This is a genomic window from Sulfitobacter mediterraneus (genome assembly GCF_016801775.1).
Taxonomy (GTDB): domain Bacteria; phylum Pseudomonadota; class Alphaproteobacteria; order Rhodobacterales; family Rhodobacteraceae; genus Sulfitobacter; species Sulfitobacter mediterraneus_A.
In genome coordinates, this window is the sequence record NZ_CP069004.1 from 2,589,576 (window position 1) to 2,605,912 (window position 16,337).

Sequence of the window (16,337 nt, forward strand, 5' to 3'; positions counted from 1 at the left end):
CGGATCAAAGCAATGAGACCCCCGCAAATATGCTGAGCGCAACAGCGCAATACCCCAAAAGCACGTAGACCCCGTCATGTGTCAAAAGTCCAAAGACCAGCAACGCGACGGTGGCCGCCCCGATCGAGGTGACCAAAGGCAGGATTTCCAACAAGGGCCAAGCCAGTGGGAGTGCGGCGCAAATGGCCAGGGTGATCCAACGCATCACACTTCTGGTCAGAAATTGCAGCCGCATCTGCGAATGTCGGTCCAGAAACGCGCAGGGTTTTCGCATCCAACGCACCGCCTGAAGCAATCGCTCGGATCGAAAACGCTGACGCAACAGGATTTCCGGCAACCAAATACGTTTGCGCCCGGACAATGCCTGCACGGCCATCGTGACAATGATCATCGCCGCGAGGCTTGGCATCCCCGGAATTCCGGAAAGTGGCGATACCATCAGCAGCGCAATAAGCAAAATAAAGGGTGTGATCGCCCGGTTGCCAAACTGGCGCAGCAGATCGCGAAAGGACACTTTGCGATCCTGCCCCGCCTCTTCCAAACCATCGAGCATTTCTGTCAGTCTATGGTCTGTATCAGGCGCGGGCATGTGATCAACTTGAGGTTTCCCGTTTCAAAAGGTCGGTCAGACCACTTCGATAATCGGGGTATTGCGGTTGCCAACCCAACGCCTCTTTGATCCGATTGTTCCTGACCTTCTTGCTTTCTGCATAAAAGCTGCGGGCCATCGGGGTCATCTCAGCGGTTTCAAAATCCATCGCTGGCGGCAATGGCACATCCAAAAGGGTGGCCGCATATCCGATAACATCTTGCGGCGGCGCGGGGTCATCATCGCACAGATTGTAGATCGCGCCGGGCTGCGGGGTGGCGATTGACAACTCAAGCGCCAGAGCGATGTCTTCCACATGAATTCGTGAGAACACCTGCCCCTTTTTGATGATCCGCCGTGCGGTGCCCTTGCGCACCTTTGCAAAGGGGCCGCGACCGGGGCCATAGATCCCGGCAAGACGGAAGATGTGCAGCGGCAAATCAGGGATTTCCTGCCACGCCGTCTCGGCGCTGACACGGGCCAATCCACGCTTTGTGGCGGGGGTCAAAGGCGTATCCTCATCTACCCAATCACCGCCGTGATCTCCGTAAACACCGGTTGTCGAAAGATACCCCGCCCAACGCAGATGCGGCGCTGCTGCGGCGATCTCATCGCGCAAAACGCCAAGCACCGGATCGCCGTCTGGGCCTGGCCCTGCAGAGATCAGAATATGCGGCACCTGCGAAAAAAGCGGGGCGATATCCGTGCCGGGCCATAGCAGAGGTTCCACACCGGTCGCCGCAATGTCATCCAGTTTGTCCGCGCTGCGCGTTGTTCCGATGATCCGCCAGCCCTGCGGAATCAGCCGCTCGGCCAACGCGCGGGCGCTGTATCCGTGTCCCAAAGAAAGAAGCGTTTTGTCCATCTGCAATACCTGCCCCTTTGCGCCCCGCGCATCAAGAGGGCAATGGTCATCTGAATCTGCCTGAGATCAGTACTGACACCGTGCGCCAAAGCAATTTTATGTCCAGGCAAAGGCTTTGATTGCGCTGATAGATCAAATCCAGCTTTGCCTTGCACGGTACAAAAACCCGCGCATACACCGCATCTGTTTCGGACGCGGTGTAACAGTGTTGCAGGCGGTGCTCCTCCACTCCGTGACAAATGATGCTGGCCAGCCCCGTCACACCCGGACGGTTTTGCAGAACATCCGCGTAGAGATTCGGAAAACGCTCAACATAAGCCCGCAATGGCGGGCGCGGCCCGACAAAGCTCATGTCACCGCGCAGGATGTTCCACAATTGCGGCAGCTCATCCAACCGAAACCGTCGCAACCAACGGCCGCTTGGGGTCAATCGGTTGGCCTTGTCGCCGCCGGTCACCCCCTGATCATGGATATCCTCTTTCATGCTCCGCAATTTCCAGAGCCTAAAGGCACGGTGCGGGGTTTTCATCCGTTCCGAGACAAAGAAAACCGGCCTGCCCTCGGCCGCCAAAAGCCACAGCAGCAAGACCACCATTGGGGCAATCAAAAGCGTGATCAACACCAGCGCCATCACCAGGTCAAACATGCGCTTGGACAGAGTCATCAAATGGCTCGGGCCTGCGGTTTTTCCCAACCGCGCCATTCCGCAACCAGATCATCAGGGCTCGCGCGTGGCACCCGAGCCCCCAGCACCTGACCAAGCACATCCACGTTCAGCGTTACATCAGGGATCACATCATCCCCTGCGTCTCGATAGGTCCATGACAACCCCGCAGCATTCAAGAGCGTGCCTGCCTCTATCGCCCCGCGCAGCGCAACGTTCAAAACCGGCGGCACGTGTGGCATGAGGGTGAGCCGATGGATTATCGCAGCCAGATCGGCCCCCCCGATGTAACTGCGGCGCGGGGTCGTGCCGTCGGGCAATTGATCAAGCTGCATCGCATTGTGCCAACCGCCAAGGATTGCATCAGCGCCAGCCACATTGCCGATCCGCAGCGACGTGACAGGCTGATCCAAAGCGATGCCGATGGCATGGGCTTCTTCCTCCATTCGCAATTTTGAACGTCCATAGGCACTGATCGGGCAGGGCCGGGTGGCTTCGCCCAAGGCACCGGCCTGTTTGCCATAAATCGCGGCGGAAGATGCCAAAAACACCCGTGGGCATCCGGCGGCCTTTGCGGCCTGAACCGCGGCGCAGGCAAGATCGCTGTTCACTCCGAAATCGACAGGAGCTGTTGCCAGGCCATTCGGCACAACCCCAGCCAGACAAACCACCGCCCTTTTGCCCCGCGCCGCCACAATAAGAGCATTTCGATCCCTCAGAGGGTCAAACCACAAGTCCCCCATTCCAATTTGCCGGCTTTGGCCAATCAAACCATGACCGGCCGGCCAATACTGGCAACACATACGGCCCAACCGGCCGCCCGCGCCGAGCAGCAGAACCGGCCCATGTCTATCTGTGATCGTGGCGGTGCCTGAACCTATCATTGCTTCAGGCTATCGGCGGAATGGTTAATAGATGATTGATATCTGAACCGTCAGAGTGCGATCCGCTTGTCCTTGGGCACAAGCGCGTTGATCTGCGCAATATGTTCGGGAAGGCATTTGGTCAGGAAATCATATTGCGCAACCGCATGCGCCCGTGCCGCGCCGCCCAGACGGGCAAAGTCATCGGGCCGCGCCAGCACATCCACCACTTGCGCGGCCAGCGCATCATGGTCAAAGAAATCAACAAGCATCCCGGTTTCGCCATGGGTCACAGCCTCGCGCACGGAAGGAACATCAGAAGCCACGATCTTTGCCCCCATCGACATCGCCTCAAGCAAGGACCACGACAAAACAAAAGGCATCGACAGATAGATGTGGCAACTGCTGATCTGGATCAGCTTGCAAAAATGGTCATAGGGCACCTGCCCCAGAAAATGCAGGCGCTCCCAATTGAGATCTTTGCCAACTTCGGCCTCCATCTCTGCACGCAATCCGCCCGGCGTCTTGGCCTTACCGCCGTAGGACACATCATTACCGCCCACGATCAGGATACGCGCATTGGGCCGTTCGCGTTGAATGCGCGGCAATGCCCGCATCAATGTGTGAAACCCGCGCGTGCGTTCCAGATTGCGCGCGACATAGGTTACCACCTCATCTTGCGCCGTCAGGGGCTTGTCCAATCGTCCCAGTCCAACCTCTGCTGTTGGGTCAGGCTGCAGCAAATCCGTGCGAATGCCATCATGGCAAACATAGAATTTCTCGTGAAACCGTTTGGGAAACCGATCCTTTTGCCAAACCGTCGGACATTGGCCCAAATCAACTGTTTCGATATTGGCCAGAGGCACGGCGTTGCGGGCCTGCATTAAGAATGGTGCATGATCCGTTGGCGGCTCTGCTGGATCAAAGCCAACGGTCCCACCCGTCATGTTGTAGTAATATTCGAAGAATCCGATGATTGGCACATCTGGCCAGATCTGCTTGAAAAACGTCAGTTCCCCCCAACCGACATGCCCGATGACGATGTCAGGTTTGAACCCTTCCTCCTGCTCCAGCTTTCGCGCCGCCGTCGCCGCGCCAAAACCTGCACCAGTCGCCGCTTCCCACACCTTTGACAGGCCATAGGCATCTTTGGCTGGGGTCCGGTGCGGCTTGTAAATGCGGGTCTCGACACCAGGAAAAGATGGCGCATTTCGACGTTGGGTCAAAAAATAGATCCGATGCCCGCCCTGCGCTGCCAACCATTGCACAAGCTCGCGATATTGGCCCGGCATGTTCTGATGGACAAATAGGACATTCATATCAAAGACCTGCGTTTGAGGGTGTTGTGCGCAGATAACCAAAGCGCGTTCACCTTGGCAACGCAACCGGACGTTTAACGCCACCTCTTTTTTGCGCTCTTTATCACGGAACAAGGCCGGACGCCTTCGAAATCACAACAAACGCGGCCCGCTCACTTGGTGTACATCTGCTTTTTGAAGGCTCTTGTCCGTTTCGTCGCGGCTGCACTGCCATCGTGGAAAGACCCAAACCATTTGTCCCAAGGCATCTCTACTGTGCCGTAGTTGCATTCAAAATACCGATGATGCAGCTGATGAAAGAAATCACCCATCTTTGCCTTCTCCTGATTCCGGACCACCAGTTGATCAAAGCCGGAGTGTGAGAACACCGGATGCACCGATTGCACATAGCCATGAAACAGGACGTGGATCGGGTGACTGGGCACGATCAGATGAATCGCAAAGTTCGTGTAAAACAGCAGGTGCTCAAATGGGTGCATTGAAATGCCGGACCACGGTCCAACATTGACATTCCGATGATGCAAGGCATGGGCATGCTTATATATCGCAGGCACATGCAACAGTCGATGAACCCAGTAAAAATGAAACGAAGACCAGATCACCAGAAACGGGAACAGCAACAAAAACAAAACCGGATTGTCCGGGAACATCATCGCGGGCGCATGGCCGTTCGCCATCATCCAGAACACACCCCATTGGGCCGCCGTCCAAAGGGTGACACCACTGATCAAGGTCCAGAACATATTGTCCCAAACCTGATTGCCAAAGGTATAGGTGCCATTGCCACGGGCCAGATCACGTGCATCGTATTTGGTCTGGTTTCCCTGTTTTCGCCAATGGTAGAGCCACATATGCAGCCCGCCCGCACAGATAACCTGCGGCAGCAGATTGGCCAGCCACACCCGCACCATCCAACCGGCCTGAAAACTCTGCATCGTGTCTAACGCGGGCAGTAGCGTGAAATAGACGGCGACGGAAAACGCTGCGGTGATCGTGATGGTTGAAATGGTCAACCAATAGGCGGCATACCACCGCAACACGGCCATGGGCTGCGGTGGCCAATCAAAAAGCGGGTTGTTTCGAACCGGCCCAGGATGATGGTGCCAGCGGTCCGCCTCTGCACCGATATCCGGTTCAGTGGTCATAATCGGACCCTTCACCGTCCAATATCGCTTTGAGTTCTGCCAGATGCCGCGCGTCTTGCTCGGGGTAATTCTCCAGCTCCTGCGCGGTCTTTTCGGCGATCTCGTCAGAAATGCGCCGCAGCGGCAAGCCGGTTTGCAGAGCCTTGATGTAGGTTTCTGCCGCCCGTTCGAAATAATAGAGCCTATTAAAGGTATCCGCGACTGTATCCCCGATCACCATTACCCCATGAGAGCCCATGACCATGACCTTTTGCTTGGGGTCCGTCAGCAGTTCCGCACAGCGCGCGCCCTCATCCTCAAAGGCCAGACCGCCGTAGTTTTCATCAATCACAACACGGTTAAAGAAAGTACAACAATTCTGATCAATCGGAGGCAGGCGACTGTCTTGCAGACAGGCAAGAACGGTCGCGTAGATCGAATGCACGTGCATCACACAACGGGCATGCGCACAGGCGCGATGCACCCCGCCATGAAGACCCCAGGCCGTGGGATCAGGCGCATTAGGGCCTGATAATGTCTCTGGATCGTTGGCATCAACCATCAACAGATCACTGGCGCGGATACGGGAAAAATGAACTTGGTTTGGGTTCATCAGGAACTGCGTACCGTCGTCATTCACCGCAAGGGAAAAGTGGTTGGCGACCCCCTCATGCATGTCAAGGCGCGCGGTCCAGCGGAATGCCGCAGCAAGATCCACCCGTTCTTGCCAGTGATCCATGTTTTGCCGAATTTGTGTCACGCTCATGTTTTGTCCCTTCGTTTGTTTCACTCTGCCGGGAAGCCCGAAAAAGAACCTCTCAAAAAACGACATTCAGAGTGGTCGACTGGCAACCCAGGCGTATCCATTCTCACACAAGATATAGGCTTCGCGCAGGCCGTGTGGTTTGTCTGTCGGCTCTTGTAAGACGGTGCCGCCCGCCGCTTCGGCCTTGGCACAAGCTGTTTCCGGGTCTGTGTCATACAGCCGGATCTCGATCCCGCCTCCACGTGGAGGGTTTTCGGGCAGAAGACCAAGCAGCGGATTGGAATGATAGGTGCCATCACTGTGCAGTTGGAAGACCTGATCGCCGTACTTTACGATCGCAAAATCTGCGGTCGGCTGAAACGCCTTCATGCCAAAAACAGTGTCTAAAAAGGCGATTTGCGCCGAAACATCCCGCACCAAAAGGTTCAATCCGATGCCCCGCAAACTGGCACCAAACTCCTCGGCTGAGACCTTGTCGAAATCCATCTGTTCTTTCCTCGGTTGAACCCGCTCAAACCGTGTGTCACCTTGGGCCATGACGCAAGAAATTTTTCCCTCATGGCCCGATGTCGCCCCTCAACTGGTCAACGTGGCTGCCGGGCGCAGCCCTGCTGATACGATCATCACCGGCGGCCAATGGGTCAATGTACACACCCGTGAAATCCTGCCTGATCACGATATCGCCATTGTCGCCGGTCGCATTGCCTTTGTAGGGCCAGACGCCAGCCATTGCCGTGGTCCAAGCACGCAGATTATCGACGCCAAAGGCCGCTATATGATCCCCGGTCTGTGCGACGCGCATATGCACATCGAAAGCGGGATGCTGACACCGGCAGAATTTGCCCGCGCCGTGATCCCCCATGGCACAACATCCATGTTCACCGATCCCCATGAGATCGCCAATGTTCTGGGTCTTGAGGGCGTGCGCATGATGCATGACGAGGCCCTGATGCAGCCCGTGAACATCTTTACCCAGATGCCATCCTGCGCCCCGTCCGCGCCCGGAATGGAGACGACAGGCTTTGAAATCAGCGCAGAAGATGTGGCCGAGGCCATGCAATGGCCCGGTATCATTGGTCTCGGCGAAATGATGAACTTTCCCGGTGTCAGCAACGCTGACCCACAAATGCTGGCCGAGATTGCCGCAACCCAGCGGGCAGGCAAAACGGTAGGCGGGCATTATGCGTCGCCCGACCTTGGGCCCGCTTTTGCAGCCTATGTCGCAGGCGGGCCGGCGGACGATCACGAAGGCACCTGTGAGGCCGACGCAATTGCCCGGATGCGGCAGGGGATGCGGTCGATGATCCGTCTGGGTTCTGCATGGTATGATGTCGAAACCCAGATCACCGCGATCACGGAAAAGGGGCTCGATCCGCGCAATATGATCCTGTGCACCGACGACAGCCATTCGGGCACATTGGTCAACGACGGGCATATGAACCGGGTCGTGCGACACGCCATCGATTGCGGCTGTGATCCGGTTGTTGCCTTGCAAATGGCCACGATCAACACCGCCACGCATTTCGGGTTGGAACGCGATATCGGGTCTTTGACCCCCGGCCGCCGTGCGGATGTTGTGCTGACTTCAGACCTCAAAACCCTCCCCATAGAGACTGTTATTGCCCGCGGACAGATCGTAGCCGAGGCAGGCGAATGCCTGGTGGACTGTCCACATTACGATTGGCCCGAAGCGGCCCGGAAAACCGTGAACATGGCCAGGGATCTGACCCGTGCAGATTTCCGTATTGATGCGCCCAAAGGGGCAAACGCCGTAACCGCAAATGTCATCGGAGTGGTGGAAAACCAAGCACCCACACGGGCCTTGAAATTCGAACTGCCGGTAACCGATGGACAGGTCCAAAGCACCGGAGAGGTTTGCCAGATCGCGTTGGTCGAACGCCACCGCGCAACAGGCGGGGTGGTCAACGCCTTTGTGTCCGGCTTTGGCTATGACGGCAACATGGCGATGGCCTCGACCGTGGCGCATGACAGCCACCATATGATTGTTGTCGGCACGGACCCTGAACAGATGGCGTTGGCGGCAAACCGGCTGCGCGAGGTCGGCGGCGGCATTACCATTTTCCGTGATGGAGCAGAACTTGCGTTGGTTGAGCTGCCGATCGCAGGTCTTATGTCTGACAGCCCCGCAACCGAAGTCGCCGCCAAGGCCGAGCAGATGATGCAGGCCATGCGCGACTGTGGCTGTACCCTGAACAACGCCTATATGCAGCATTCCCTGCTTGCGTTGGTTGTCATCCCCGAGTTGCGGATCTCTGACCTTGGGTTGGTCGATGTCCGGTCCTTTGAATTTATCCCCGTGTTAGAGCCTCATTCATGACCAAAATCCTGACCCCGAATGCCCGTCCTTCGGAAGAATTCACCGATGCCACTGCCGCCGTTGACCGGTTGACGGAGCTGTATATGGAAGCAACCGGTTTCCTGCGCGATCAGTTCAACGCAGCGATGCAGGACACGCCGCAAGAGGTTCGGATCCGTGCCTTTTATCCAGAGGTCCGGTTTCGCACCTCAAGCTATGCCCGTGTTGATACGCGGCTGGCATTTGGGCATGTCTCGTCGCCAGGCACATTTGCGGCCACCATCACCCGGCCAGACCTGTTTCGCAATTACCTGATCCAACAGATCGGCCTACTGCTTGAGAACCACGGGCAGCCGGTGATCATTGGTCCATCTGACACGCCGATCCCCGTGCATTTTGCCGTGACCGGCGAAAGCGCCATGGAGATCCCGCAGGACGGGGCGGCCGAATTCACCTTGCGCGATGTCTTTGATGTGCCGGACCTGAGCACCACAAACGATGACATCGTGAATGGCACCTATGTACCGCAAGACGACGTGCGCCCACTTGCCCCCTTCACGGCACAGCGGGTGGATTATTCCCTGGCCCGTCTGGCGCATTATACAGCGACGGACCCGGAACATTTCCAGTGTCACGTCCTGTTCACCAACTACCAATTCTACGTCACAGAGTTCGAAGAATATGCGCGGGCGCAATTGAACGATCCTGACAGCGGCTACACCTCTTTTGTCTCGACCGGAAATGTCGAAATCACCGCGGGCGACACGCCATTGGGCGAGACACAAAAAACCCCGCAAATGCCCACCTACCACCTCAAGCGGAAAGACGGCTCGGGGATTACACTGGTTAACATCGGTGTCGGCCCATCCAACGCCAAGACGGCCACAGACCATATCGCCGTGTTGCGCCCCCATGCATGGTTGATGGTTGGTCACTGTGCGGGTCTGCGTAACAGTCAGGCCTTGGGTGATTTTGTATTGGCCCATGCTTATCTGCGCGAAGATCACGTGCTGGATGACGATTTGCCAGTCTGGACCCCGATCCCGGCGTTGGCCGAAATCCAGATCGCGCTGGAACGCGCCGTGGCGCAAGTGACCCAGCTCGAAGGGTATGAACTCAAGCGTGTGATGCGTACAGGCACCGTCGCGACCATCGACAACCGCAATTGGGAATTGCGCGATCAATCCGGCCCAGTGCAACGGCTCAGCCAATCGCGGTCCATCGCCCTCGATATGGAAAGCGCGACCATCGCCGCCAACGGCTACCGTTTCCGGGTGCCTTACGGGACATTGCTATGTGTGTCCGACAAGCCGCTGCACGGTGAGTTGAAACTGCCCGGCATGGCGTCGGATTTCTATAAAACACAGGTCGCACGGCATTTGATGATCGGAATTCGGGCAATGGAATTGCTGCGTTCGACCCCGCTTGAGCGCATTCACAGCCGGAAATTGCGCTCGTTTGACGAAACCGCCTTCCTTTAAAGGCCAAAAACAGCAGAAAATCGCATGTTTTGCGGTTTTTCGCGCCACTATTCGTTGTGTTATCCTACAACATACCGTTACATTCCGCTCACAGGGCCCTAAATTCGGGCGGTCTAAGGAGATAAAAAGATGGCAACCAAACCTATGACAAAGACTCAGCTCGTCGCCGCATTGGCAGATGAAATGGGCACAGACAAAAAATCTGCAGGCGCAGCGCTGGACGCGGTTTGCAACCTGATCACACGCGAAGTGTCCGGTGGCGGCGCAGTGACCCTGCCCGGTGTTGGCAAGATCTACTGCCGCGAGCGCCCAGAGCGCATGGTCCGCAACCCTGCGACCGGTGAACAGTTCAAGAAAGAAGCGGACAAGGTTGTGAAAATGACCATCGCCAAAGCGCTGAAAGACAGCGTCAACGGCTAAACCCCGCAAGCTTGAGTTTCAAAGGGTCGCCATTTGGCGGCCCTTTTTGTTTGTTTTAAGGGGCGATCACTTCAGTTGGTCAATGCCATTGATGATGTGCCCGACCAAACCATAGTCCTGCGCCTCGCTGGCCCTGAGCCAGAAATCGCGGGCGGTATCAGCGGCGATTTTTTCAGGGGTCTGGCCTGTCGCCTCGGCAAACAGCTGATCAAATCGTTCACGCATGATGCGGATCTGCTCGGCCTGGATCATCATATCTGTCGCCTGCCCGCCAATCCCGCCGGAAGGTTGGTGCAACAGGAAACGGGTGTTGGGCAGACAATAGCGGTTTTCCTTTTCTGCTCCCACAAAGATCAGCGCGCCGGCACTGGCCACCCAGCCAGATCCAATTGTTCGCACCTTCGGCCGAATGAACTTGATCACGTCATGAACCATATCGCCCGATTCCACATGGCCACCGGGCGAGGAAATATAGACGTTGATCGGATCGTCGCTTTCTTCTGCCAGGGCCAGCAGATGCGTGACCGTACGCTGTGCCAGCTTGTCGTTGATTTCACCCGTGATCACCACATTGCGGCTTTTGAAGAACAAAGCACTGATGCGGTCGCCATCGGCCTTTTCCGATTGGGTGTCGTCCAACAAATTGATCTGCATGAATGCCTCCTCCTTGCTATTCACAAGCAACGCTATCGTTGCACGCGGGGGTTGTCCATCGACCCCACCGGCGCCAATCCGCCCCTTGCCCTTGGCTGCAATCTGGGAAACTGTCGCGCTGAAAGACCAAAGGGGCTGAGATGGATATTCGTGCAATTCTGATGGGTCTCATCTTTGCAATGATGTGGTCGTCGGCCTTTACATCTGCGCGGATCATTGTTGCGGATGCCTCGCCCCTGTTTGCGCTTTCGCTCCGCTATTTGGTGTCTGGCCTCATCGGAGTCGGGATTGCGCTGGCATTAGGACAAAGCTGGCGGCTGACCCGGGCACAATGGCGGGCGACCGCGATCTTTGGCGTCCTGCAAAATGCGATGTACCTTGGGTTGAACTTTGTCGCGATGCAAAACATCGAGGCGTCGCTGGCCGCGATCATCGCCTCTACCATGCCTTTGATCGTCGGATTTGCCGCCTGGGTTCTCTATGGTGAACGGCTTAAGCCGCTGGGTGTGGCAGGTTTGGTGGCAGGTGTTGTTGGTGTGGCCATCATCATGGGTGCCCGACTCAGCGGCGGTGTTGACTTGACGGGTGTTGCCCTCTGCGTGATCGGTGTGCTCGCGCTTTCCGCTGCAACGCTGTTGGTGCGCGGTGCCACATCCGGCGGCAATTTCCTGATGATTGTGGGACTGCAAATGTTGGTGGGCTGTGTTGCCTTGTCTGTCGCCACACTGCTGTTCGAAACGCCACGGATCAACCCAAGCTGGCCACTGGTCATTGCCTTTACCTACACCTGCCTCGTGCCGGGTTTGGCTGCAACGGTGGTTTGGTTCTGGCTGGTCAACCGGATTGGCGCCACACGTGCAGCCACCTTCCACTTTCTCAACCCGTTTTTCGGTGTTCTGGTCGCCGCAGTCCTGCTCAATGAATCGCTCGGCTGGCGCGAAGCCTTGGGTGTTTTGATCATCACAATTGGAATTCTGGCGGTTCAAATCTCGAGGCAAAGTCGCCAATAAGACGTAAAGCTATCGTTTTTTGCCGCAGACCGCGCTCGGCCCGGTTGCAAAACGTGCAAAAGCTAGCGCCATGAACAGCGCCCGCCTCATAGATCAGACCACCGCTCCACGGTCTTATGCCTTCGTGCTTCTGCCGGGGTTCTCGACGTTGGGCTTTTCTTGCGCACTGGACACGTTGGCCCTGGCCAACCACCACCCTTCTGGCCAGAAGTTTTATAAATGGCGGCTGATCTCGGAAACCGGAACGCCGGTTCGCGCTTACAATGGTGTGAGCATCGAAGTGGACAGCGGCCTGACGGAACTGGATCGAAACGAAACTTTGATCGTCTGTGCCGGTGAAAATGCTGGCCGTGGCAGCACCAAACCATTGCTCAACTGGCTCCGCCGTGAGACTCGCAAGGGCATGGACTACGGTGCATTGTCATCCGGCACCTATACGCTGGCATTGGCCGGTTTGATCGGTGGAAAGCGGGTCACGACCCACTGGGAATACAAGACAGCACTGGCCGAAATGTTGCCTGACGTGATCATGGAAGACACGCTTTATTCCGTCGACGGCCGGGTCTTTACCTCAGCTGGCAACGTGGCCTCGATGGATCTGATGCTGCACCGCGTCAACAAGGACTACGGCAACGACATCGCAACATGGGTGGCCGATCAGATGGTCTATACCGTGCCGCGGCTCCACAGCCAGAAACAGCGCATGTCGCTGCAGTCACGGCCCGAAGTGCGCAATGCCAAGCTGTTGCTGGCGCTGCAGATCATGGAAAACAACCTCGAAGACCCGCTGCGTCCTGATGAGATTGCAGGCGTCGTCAGCCTCAGCACCCGGCAGCTGGAGCGTTTGTTCGCAAAGTACCTCAGCACCTCTCCAAAACGGTATTATTTGCACCTGCGTCTCGAAAAGGCGCGGAACCTGCTGCGCCAAACAGACTTGTCAGTGACAGATGTCTGCGTCGCCTGCGGTTTCAAATCGCTGTCGCATTTTTCAAAGAGCTATCGCTCGGCCTATGGCATTCCCCCGGGCATGGAGGCCTCTGACGGTAAAGTGTTGTGGTCAGATTCGGTGCATCGCTGATCCTGCGTCGCCCAAAAGCCCTTTCGTTTTAGATAAGCCTTCGCCCCGCAGCTGCCAGTGGCCATCACATATCAGTGCTCAAGCGCTACAAACCCTTTGAATTTCCTGCCGTCGCCCCATCTAATGTGCCAACAGCATCGACAGGAGGATCTCCATGCCCCGCTACGAAAAAAACCCGGACGCCATCGCGGCCCTTTCGCCCGAAGAGTTTCACGTGACACAAGAAAGCGGCACCGAACGCCCCGGCACGGGCAAGCTGCTCAACAACAAAGAGCCAGGCATCTATGTCGATATCGTATCGGGTGAGCCGCTGTTTGCCTCGTCCGACAAATACGAATCCGGCTGCGGCTGGCCCAGTTTCACCAAACCCATCGAACCGGCCCATGTGGCAGAATTGCGCGATGCCAGCCTTGGCATGATCCGCACCGAGGTGCGCAGCACCCACGGTGACAGCCACCTTGGCCATGTGTTTCCCGACGGTCCTCCCGACCGCGGCGGGCTGCGCTATTGCATCAATTCCGCTTCCTTGCGGTTTGTACACCGCGATGACATGCAGGCCGAGGGGTATGGCGACTACCTGAACCAAGTGGAGGACATCACATGAGCAACGAACGCGCAGTACTGGCAGGCGGCTGTTTCTGGGGCATGCAGGATTTGATCCGCAAACGTCCCGGCGTGGTCTCCACACGTGTCGGTTACACGGGCGGCGACGTACCCAACGCCACCTACCGCAACCACGGCACCCATGCCGAAGGGATCGAGATTATCTTTGATCCTGCCAAGACGTCATATCGCGAGTTGCTGGAGTTTTTCTTTCAAATACATGACCCCACAACAGTCAACCGGCAAGGCAACGACATCGGCATGAGCTACCGATCAGCGATCTACTTTACCGACGAACAGCAAAAAGAGACCGCGTTAGACACGATTGCGGATGTCGAAGCCTCCGGTCTCTGGCCTGGAAAGGTCGTCACCGAAGTCGAGCCTGTGAGCGATTTCTGGGAAGCAGAGCCAGAGCATCAAGACTATCTGGAGCGCCAGCCCAATGGCTACACATGCCACTTCGCGCGGCCCGATTGGGTGCTCCCGAAACGCGCCGCAGCGGAATAAGATCTGGGTCGGGTGAATTGCCCGGCCTACCCCTCCGCCACGCGCGGACGCCCTGCCGCCTCGACAGTAACGGTCGCTTCAACGAAAACTTCACGCGCCTCAACGCCTGCCGTGCGGATGTCCCGGCTCACAGTGATCTGGATGTCCTGAGCACCTGCTTCCAACGCCTGTGCTTGCGCTGCGTCTCTCAGAACAGTCTCTAACAAGGCCAAGGCGCTGTCTTGATCCCCAAAATCCTTTGGACCATCAGCCAGATGCACTCGGTACTTTCCTTCGCTGGGCGATGTGACCGTTCCGCTTTGCCGCATCGTGACGCGCCCGACAACCGCCCCGATTGCGTTTGCCACGCCCGCATGCTCAGGCAAGATCATGCGCGTGCCTAATCGCTCTCCTACCGCAGGGTAATAGCTCGGCGCAGAGGCGCCAAGACCCACAACATCCACCGCCAACCCCGTGTTCAATCGCACCAAACCTTGATGCCCTGACATGCCCCGTTGCATCAAAACATGCCGCGCCAGAATATCCGGCGCAACGTCAAATCCTGGATCTTCTTCGGCAAAAGCAGTCTCTAATAGAGCCAAAGCGGTCTGATGCGTCAATTGATCAATGATCATTTGCGCAATGTCATCTTCGCTGTTGGACAGCACATCACCAGCGCCGGTCCGCCGCCGCCCGAACAAGCGCAAGGCCTTGCGGGCCGCGCCAGTGTCCCATTCCATCACCCGGCCCAAAACATGGCTGGCATCTGACGGCGTCACTCCGGCAATCTGGATTTGTCCACGCTCCACCAGCCGTTTGAGCGCGCCCAGTTCGACCCGCGACCGAATGATATCACCCAGAGGGTGCACCTGATTGCCAATTCGTTCCAACAGCGCCAGTTCGCGCGTGCCGAGACCCTCTTTGGTCTGCCCTGCAACCGCCCGCACAAAACGCGCATCATGCTCGCCCGGGGCCACGCTGCGCAATTGCGAATCCAGCGCGGCATGTACAACATCCGGCGCATCGACGGCGATCAAGGAAATCGGCAAAACGCGGCGCGGGCCCAGTGTCACCCCGCCTTGCAACCCTTCGGATTGAAAATGCACCTCGCTGTCCCCGCCAAGCCCGGTGGTGCGCATCGCAACAGCTTCGACCATCGTGCGATAGGGGCCAACCCGCGCCCCGGCAGGGTCAATCTGAGGCTTTCCGCCCTTGATTAGAGCCACATCCGTGGTCGTTCCACCAATGTCGCTGACCAAGGCATGATCCACACCCGTCATCCAACGCGCTCCAACGATCGAAGCCGCTGGGCCACTCAAGATCGTCTCAATGGGACGTTCCCGAGCCTGTCCTGAGGAAATAAGCGCGCCGTCCCCGCGCACCACCATGAGAGGCGCAGTGGTACCGATCTGCTGCAGCACATCTTCTGCCCGCCCGATCAGCCGGTCAATCATACCAATCAACCGGGCATTCAAAACCGCAGTCATCGCGCGTTTGGGACCGTTCAACTTGGCCGACAATTGATGCGACGACGACACAGGCTTGCCCGTTATCTCAGCCACCAATTGCGCCGCGCGAAGCTCATGCGCCGGATTTCGCGTGGCAAATTGACTGGCGACAGCGAAACCGCTGACATCACTCTTATGTGTCTCTAAAAAGCTGACGAGAGCCGCCTCATCAAGCGGTTGCGCCTCACCGCCGGCGTGGTTATGCCCGCCCGACAAGACCAACGCCGGGTCCCCCTTGAGCGCCTCGGCCAGTCCGTGCGCCTCAAGATCGCGCGCCCGAAAGCCGATGTAGATCAGGGCGACGCGGCCGCCTTGCCCTTCGACCAAAGCATTGGTGGCCAGTGTGGTGGACAGGGACGCCAGCGCAATTTCTTCAGGTGCAATCTGGGCCGTTTCGAGCACAGACCGGACCGCATTGCCAACACCAATGGCCAGATCCTGCCGGGTGGTTAACGACTTGGCCGAAGCGATCACCGTGGTCTCATCCCGGACCAGAACCGCATCCGTGTACGTCCCACCCGTATCTACGCCCAATAGCACCGCCATACGTGCCTCTCCCTTATGTTCCAGCTAGGATTTACCGTGATAGG

The 16,337-nt window shown here is 57.4% G+C and carries 17 protein-coding genes; 7 read left to right on the plus strand and 10 right to left on the minus strand.

Features of this window, described 5'->3' with window-relative positions:
- Positions 1–4: 4 nt before the first annotated feature.
- The 8 genes from JNX03_RS12830 to JNX03_RS12865 all read right to left on the minus strand — a co-directional run bounded on the left by JNX03_RS12830 (position 5) and on the right by JNX03_RS12865 (position 6,676).
- On the minus strand, positions 5–589 hold the full coding sequence (locus JNX03_RS12830) for an exopolysaccharide biosynthesis protein (protein ID WP_203209421.1): 585 nt from the start codon (positions 587–589) through the stop codon (positions 5–7).
- A 4-nt stretch (positions 590–593) separates the two neighbouring features.
- Positions 594–1,454: an SDR family oxidoreductase gene (locus JNX03_RS12835; RefSeq protein WP_203209422.1), complete on the minus strand. Its 861-nt coding sequence runs from the start codon at positions 1,452–1,454 to the stop codon at positions 594–596.
- Positions 1,455–1,500: 46 nt separating this feature from the next.
- Positions 1,501–2,118 carry a sugar transferase gene (locus tag JNX03_RS12840; RefSeq protein ID WP_203209423.1) on the minus strand — a complete coding sequence of 206 codons (618 nt, stop codon included), beginning with the start codon at positions 2,116–2,118 and terminating at the stop codon, positions 1,501–1,503.
- Positions 2,118–3,002 carry an NAD-dependent epimerase/dehydratase family protein gene (locus JNX03_RS12845; protein ID WP_203209424.1) on the minus strand — a complete coding sequence of 295 codons (885 nt, stop codon included), beginning with the start codon at positions 3,000–3,002 and terminating at the stop codon, positions 2,118–2,120. Before JNX03_RS12845 ends, JNX03_RS12840 begins: the two co-directional genes overlap by 1 nt.
- A 50-nt stretch (positions 3,003–3,052) precedes the next feature.
- Positions 3,053–4,300 carry a glycosyltransferase family 4 protein gene (locus JNX03_RS12850; protein ID WP_203209425.1) on the minus strand — a complete coding sequence of 416 codons (1,248 nt, stop codon included), beginning with the start codon at positions 4,298–4,300 and terminating at the stop codon, positions 3,053–3,055.
- A 152-nt stretch (positions 4,301–4,452) separates the two neighbouring features.
- Positions 4,453–5,445 carry a sterol desaturase family protein gene (locus JNX03_RS12855; protein ID WP_203209426.1) on the minus strand — a complete coding sequence of 331 codons (993 nt, stop codon included), beginning with the start codon at positions 5,443–5,445 and terminating at the stop codon, positions 4,453–4,455.
- Positions 5,435–6,190, minus strand: coding sequence for a class II aldolase and adducin N-terminal domain-containing protein (locus JNX03_RS12860; RefSeq protein WP_203209427.1), 756 nt, complete (start codon positions 6,188–6,190; stop codon positions 5,435–5,437). Before JNX03_RS12860 ends, JNX03_RS12855 begins: the two co-directional genes overlap by 11 nt.
- Before the next feature lie 66 nt (positions 6,191–6,256).
- Complete coding sequence (locus JNX03_RS12865; RefSeq protein WP_203209428.1) at positions 6,257–6,676, minus strand: VOC family protein; 420 nt, start codon at positions 6,674–6,676, stop codon at positions 6,257–6,259.
- Between the two features lie 49 nt (positions 6,677–6,725).
- Between JNX03_RS12865 and ade the strand changes: the two genes are divergently transcribed.
- The 3 genes from ade (at position 6,726) to JNX03_RS12880 (ending at position 10,408) form a co-directional block, all read left to right on the plus strand.
- On the plus strand, positions 6,726–8,528 hold the full coding sequence (gene ade, locus JNX03_RS12870; RefSeq protein ID WP_203209429.1) for an adenine deaminase: 1,803 nt from the start codon (positions 6,726–6,728) through the stop codon (positions 8,526–8,528).
- On the plus strand, positions 8,525–9,988 hold the full coding sequence (locus tag JNX03_RS12875; protein ID WP_203209430.1) for an AMP nucleosidase: 1,464 nt from the start codon (positions 8,525–8,527) through the stop codon (positions 9,986–9,988). The genes ade and JNX03_RS12875 overlap by 4 nt, the downstream gene beginning before the upstream one ends.
- Before the next feature lie 129 nt (positions 9,989–10,117).
- Complete coding sequence (locus JNX03_RS12880; protein WP_025047280.1) at positions 10,118–10,408, plus strand: HU family DNA-binding protein; 291 nt, start codon at positions 10,118–10,120, stop codon at positions 10,406–10,408.
- Between the two features lie 66 nt (positions 10,409–10,474).
- Here JNX03_RS12880 and JNX03_RS12885 read toward each other — a convergent pair whose 3' ends face one another.
- Entirely contained in the window at positions 10,475–11,062 is a 588-nt protein-coding gene (locus JNX03_RS12885) for an ATP-dependent Clp protease proteolytic subunit (RefSeq protein ID WP_203209431.1), read from the minus strand.
- A 140-nt stretch (positions 11,063–11,202) separates the two neighbouring features.
- Between JNX03_RS12885 and JNX03_RS12890 the strand changes: the two genes are divergently transcribed.
- From JNX03_RS12890 to msrA, 4 genes are all read left to right on the plus strand, one after another.
- Complete coding sequence (locus JNX03_RS12890) at positions 11,203–12,072, plus strand: DMT family transporter (protein WP_203209432.1); 870 nt, start codon at positions 11,203–11,205, stop codon at positions 12,070–12,072.
- A gap of 70 nt (positions 12,073–12,142) precedes the next feature.
- Positions 12,143–13,150: a GlxA family transcriptional regulator gene (locus tag JNX03_RS12895; RefSeq protein WP_231024190.1), complete on the plus strand. Its 1,008-nt coding sequence runs from the start codon at positions 12,143–12,145 to the stop codon at positions 13,148–13,150.
- A 154-nt stretch (positions 13,151–13,304) separates the two neighbouring features.
- Positions 13,305–13,754, plus strand: coding sequence for a peptide-methionine (R)-S-oxide reductase MsrB (msrB, locus tag JNX03_RS12900; RefSeq protein ID WP_203209433.1), 450 nt, complete (start codon positions 13,305–13,307; stop codon positions 13,752–13,754).
- On the plus strand, positions 13,751–14,260 hold the full coding sequence (gene msrA, locus JNX03_RS12905) for a peptide-methionine (S)-S-oxide reductase MsrA (protein WP_203209434.1): 510 nt from the start codon (positions 13,751–13,753) through the stop codon (positions 14,258–14,260). Before msrB ends, msrA begins: the two co-directional genes overlap by 4 nt.
- Positions 14,261–14,286: 26 nt before the next feature.
- Here the strand turns inward: msrA and JNX03_RS12910 are convergent, their stop codons facing one another.
- Positions 14,287–16,293, minus strand: a complete 2,007-nt coding sequence (locus JNX03_RS12910; protein WP_203209435.1) for a hydantoinase/oxoprolinase N-terminal domain-containing protein — start codon at positions 16,291–16,293, stop codon at positions 14,287–14,289.
- Between the last annotated feature and the right edge of the window lie 44 nt (positions 16,294–16,337).

Excerpts from the sequence above, each read along its gene's own strand:
- JNX03_RS12875 (WP_203209430.1), top strand. The coding sequence starts at position 8,525 with ATGACCAAAATCCTGACCCCGAATGCCCGTCCTTCGGAAGAATTCACC.
- ade (WP_203209429.1), top strand. The coding sequence starts at position 6,726 with ATGACGCAAGAAATTTTTCCCTCATGGCCCGATGTCGCCCCTCAACTG.
- JNX03_RS12850 (WP_203209425.1), bottom strand. The coding sequence starts at position 4,300 with ATGAATGTCCTATTTGTCCATCAGAACATGCCGGGCCAATATCGCGAG.
- JNX03_RS12835 (WP_203209422.1), bottom strand. The coding sequence starts at position 1,454 with ATGGACAAAACGCTTCTTTCTTTGGGACACGGATACAGCGCCCGCGCG.
- JNX03_RS12885 (WP_203209431.1), bottom strand. The coding sequence starts at position 11,062 with ATGCAGATCAATTTGTTGGACGACACCCAATCGGAAAAGGCCGATGGC.
- JNX03_RS12860 (WP_203209427.1), bottom strand. The coding sequence starts at position 6,190 with ATGAGCGTGACACAAATTCGGCAAAACATGGATCACTGGCAAGAACGG.
- JNX03_RS12840 (WP_203209423.1), bottom strand. The coding sequence starts at position 2,118 with ATGACTCTGTCCAAGCGCATGTTTGACCTGGTGATGGCGCTGGTGTTG.
- JNX03_RS12890 (WP_203209432.1), top strand. The coding sequence starts at position 11,203 with ATGGATATTCGTGCAATTCTGATGGGTCTCATCTTTGCAATGATGTGG.
- JNX03_RS12865 (WP_203209428.1), bottom strand. The coding sequence starts at position 6,676 with ATGGATTTCGACAAGGTCTCAGCCGAGGAGTTTGGTGCCAGTTTGCGG.
- JNX03_RS12880 (WP_025047280.1), top strand. The coding sequence starts at position 10,118 with ATGGCAACCAAACCTATGACAAAGACTCAGCTCGTCGCCGCATTGGCA.
- JNX03_RS12845 (WP_203209424.1), bottom strand. The coding sequence starts at position 3,002 with ATGATAGGTTCAGGCACCGCCACGATCACAGATAGACATGGGCCGGTT.
- msrA (WP_203209434.1), top strand. The coding sequence starts at position 13,751 with ATGAGCAACGAACGCGCAGTACTGGCAGGCGGCTGTTTCTGGGGCATG.
- JNX03_RS12830 (WP_203209421.1), bottom strand. The coding sequence starts at position 589 with ATGCCCGCGCCTGATACAGACCATAGACTGACAGAAATGCTCGATGGT.
- JNX03_RS12855 (WP_203209426.1), bottom strand. The coding sequence starts at position 5,445 with ATGACCACTGAACCGGATATCGGTGCAGAGGCGGACCGCTGGCACCAT.
- msrB (WP_203209433.1), top strand. The coding sequence starts at position 13,305 with ATGCCCCGCTACGAAAAAAACCCGGACGCCATCGCGGCCCTTTCGCCC.
- JNX03_RS12895 (WP_231024190.1), top strand. The coding sequence starts at position 12,143 with ATGAACAGCGCCCGCCTCATAGATCAGACCACCGCTCCACGGTCTTAT.
- JNX03_RS12910 (WP_203209435.1), bottom strand. The coding sequence starts at position 16,293 with ATGGCGGTGCTATTGGGCGTAGATACGGGTGGGACGTACACGGATGCG.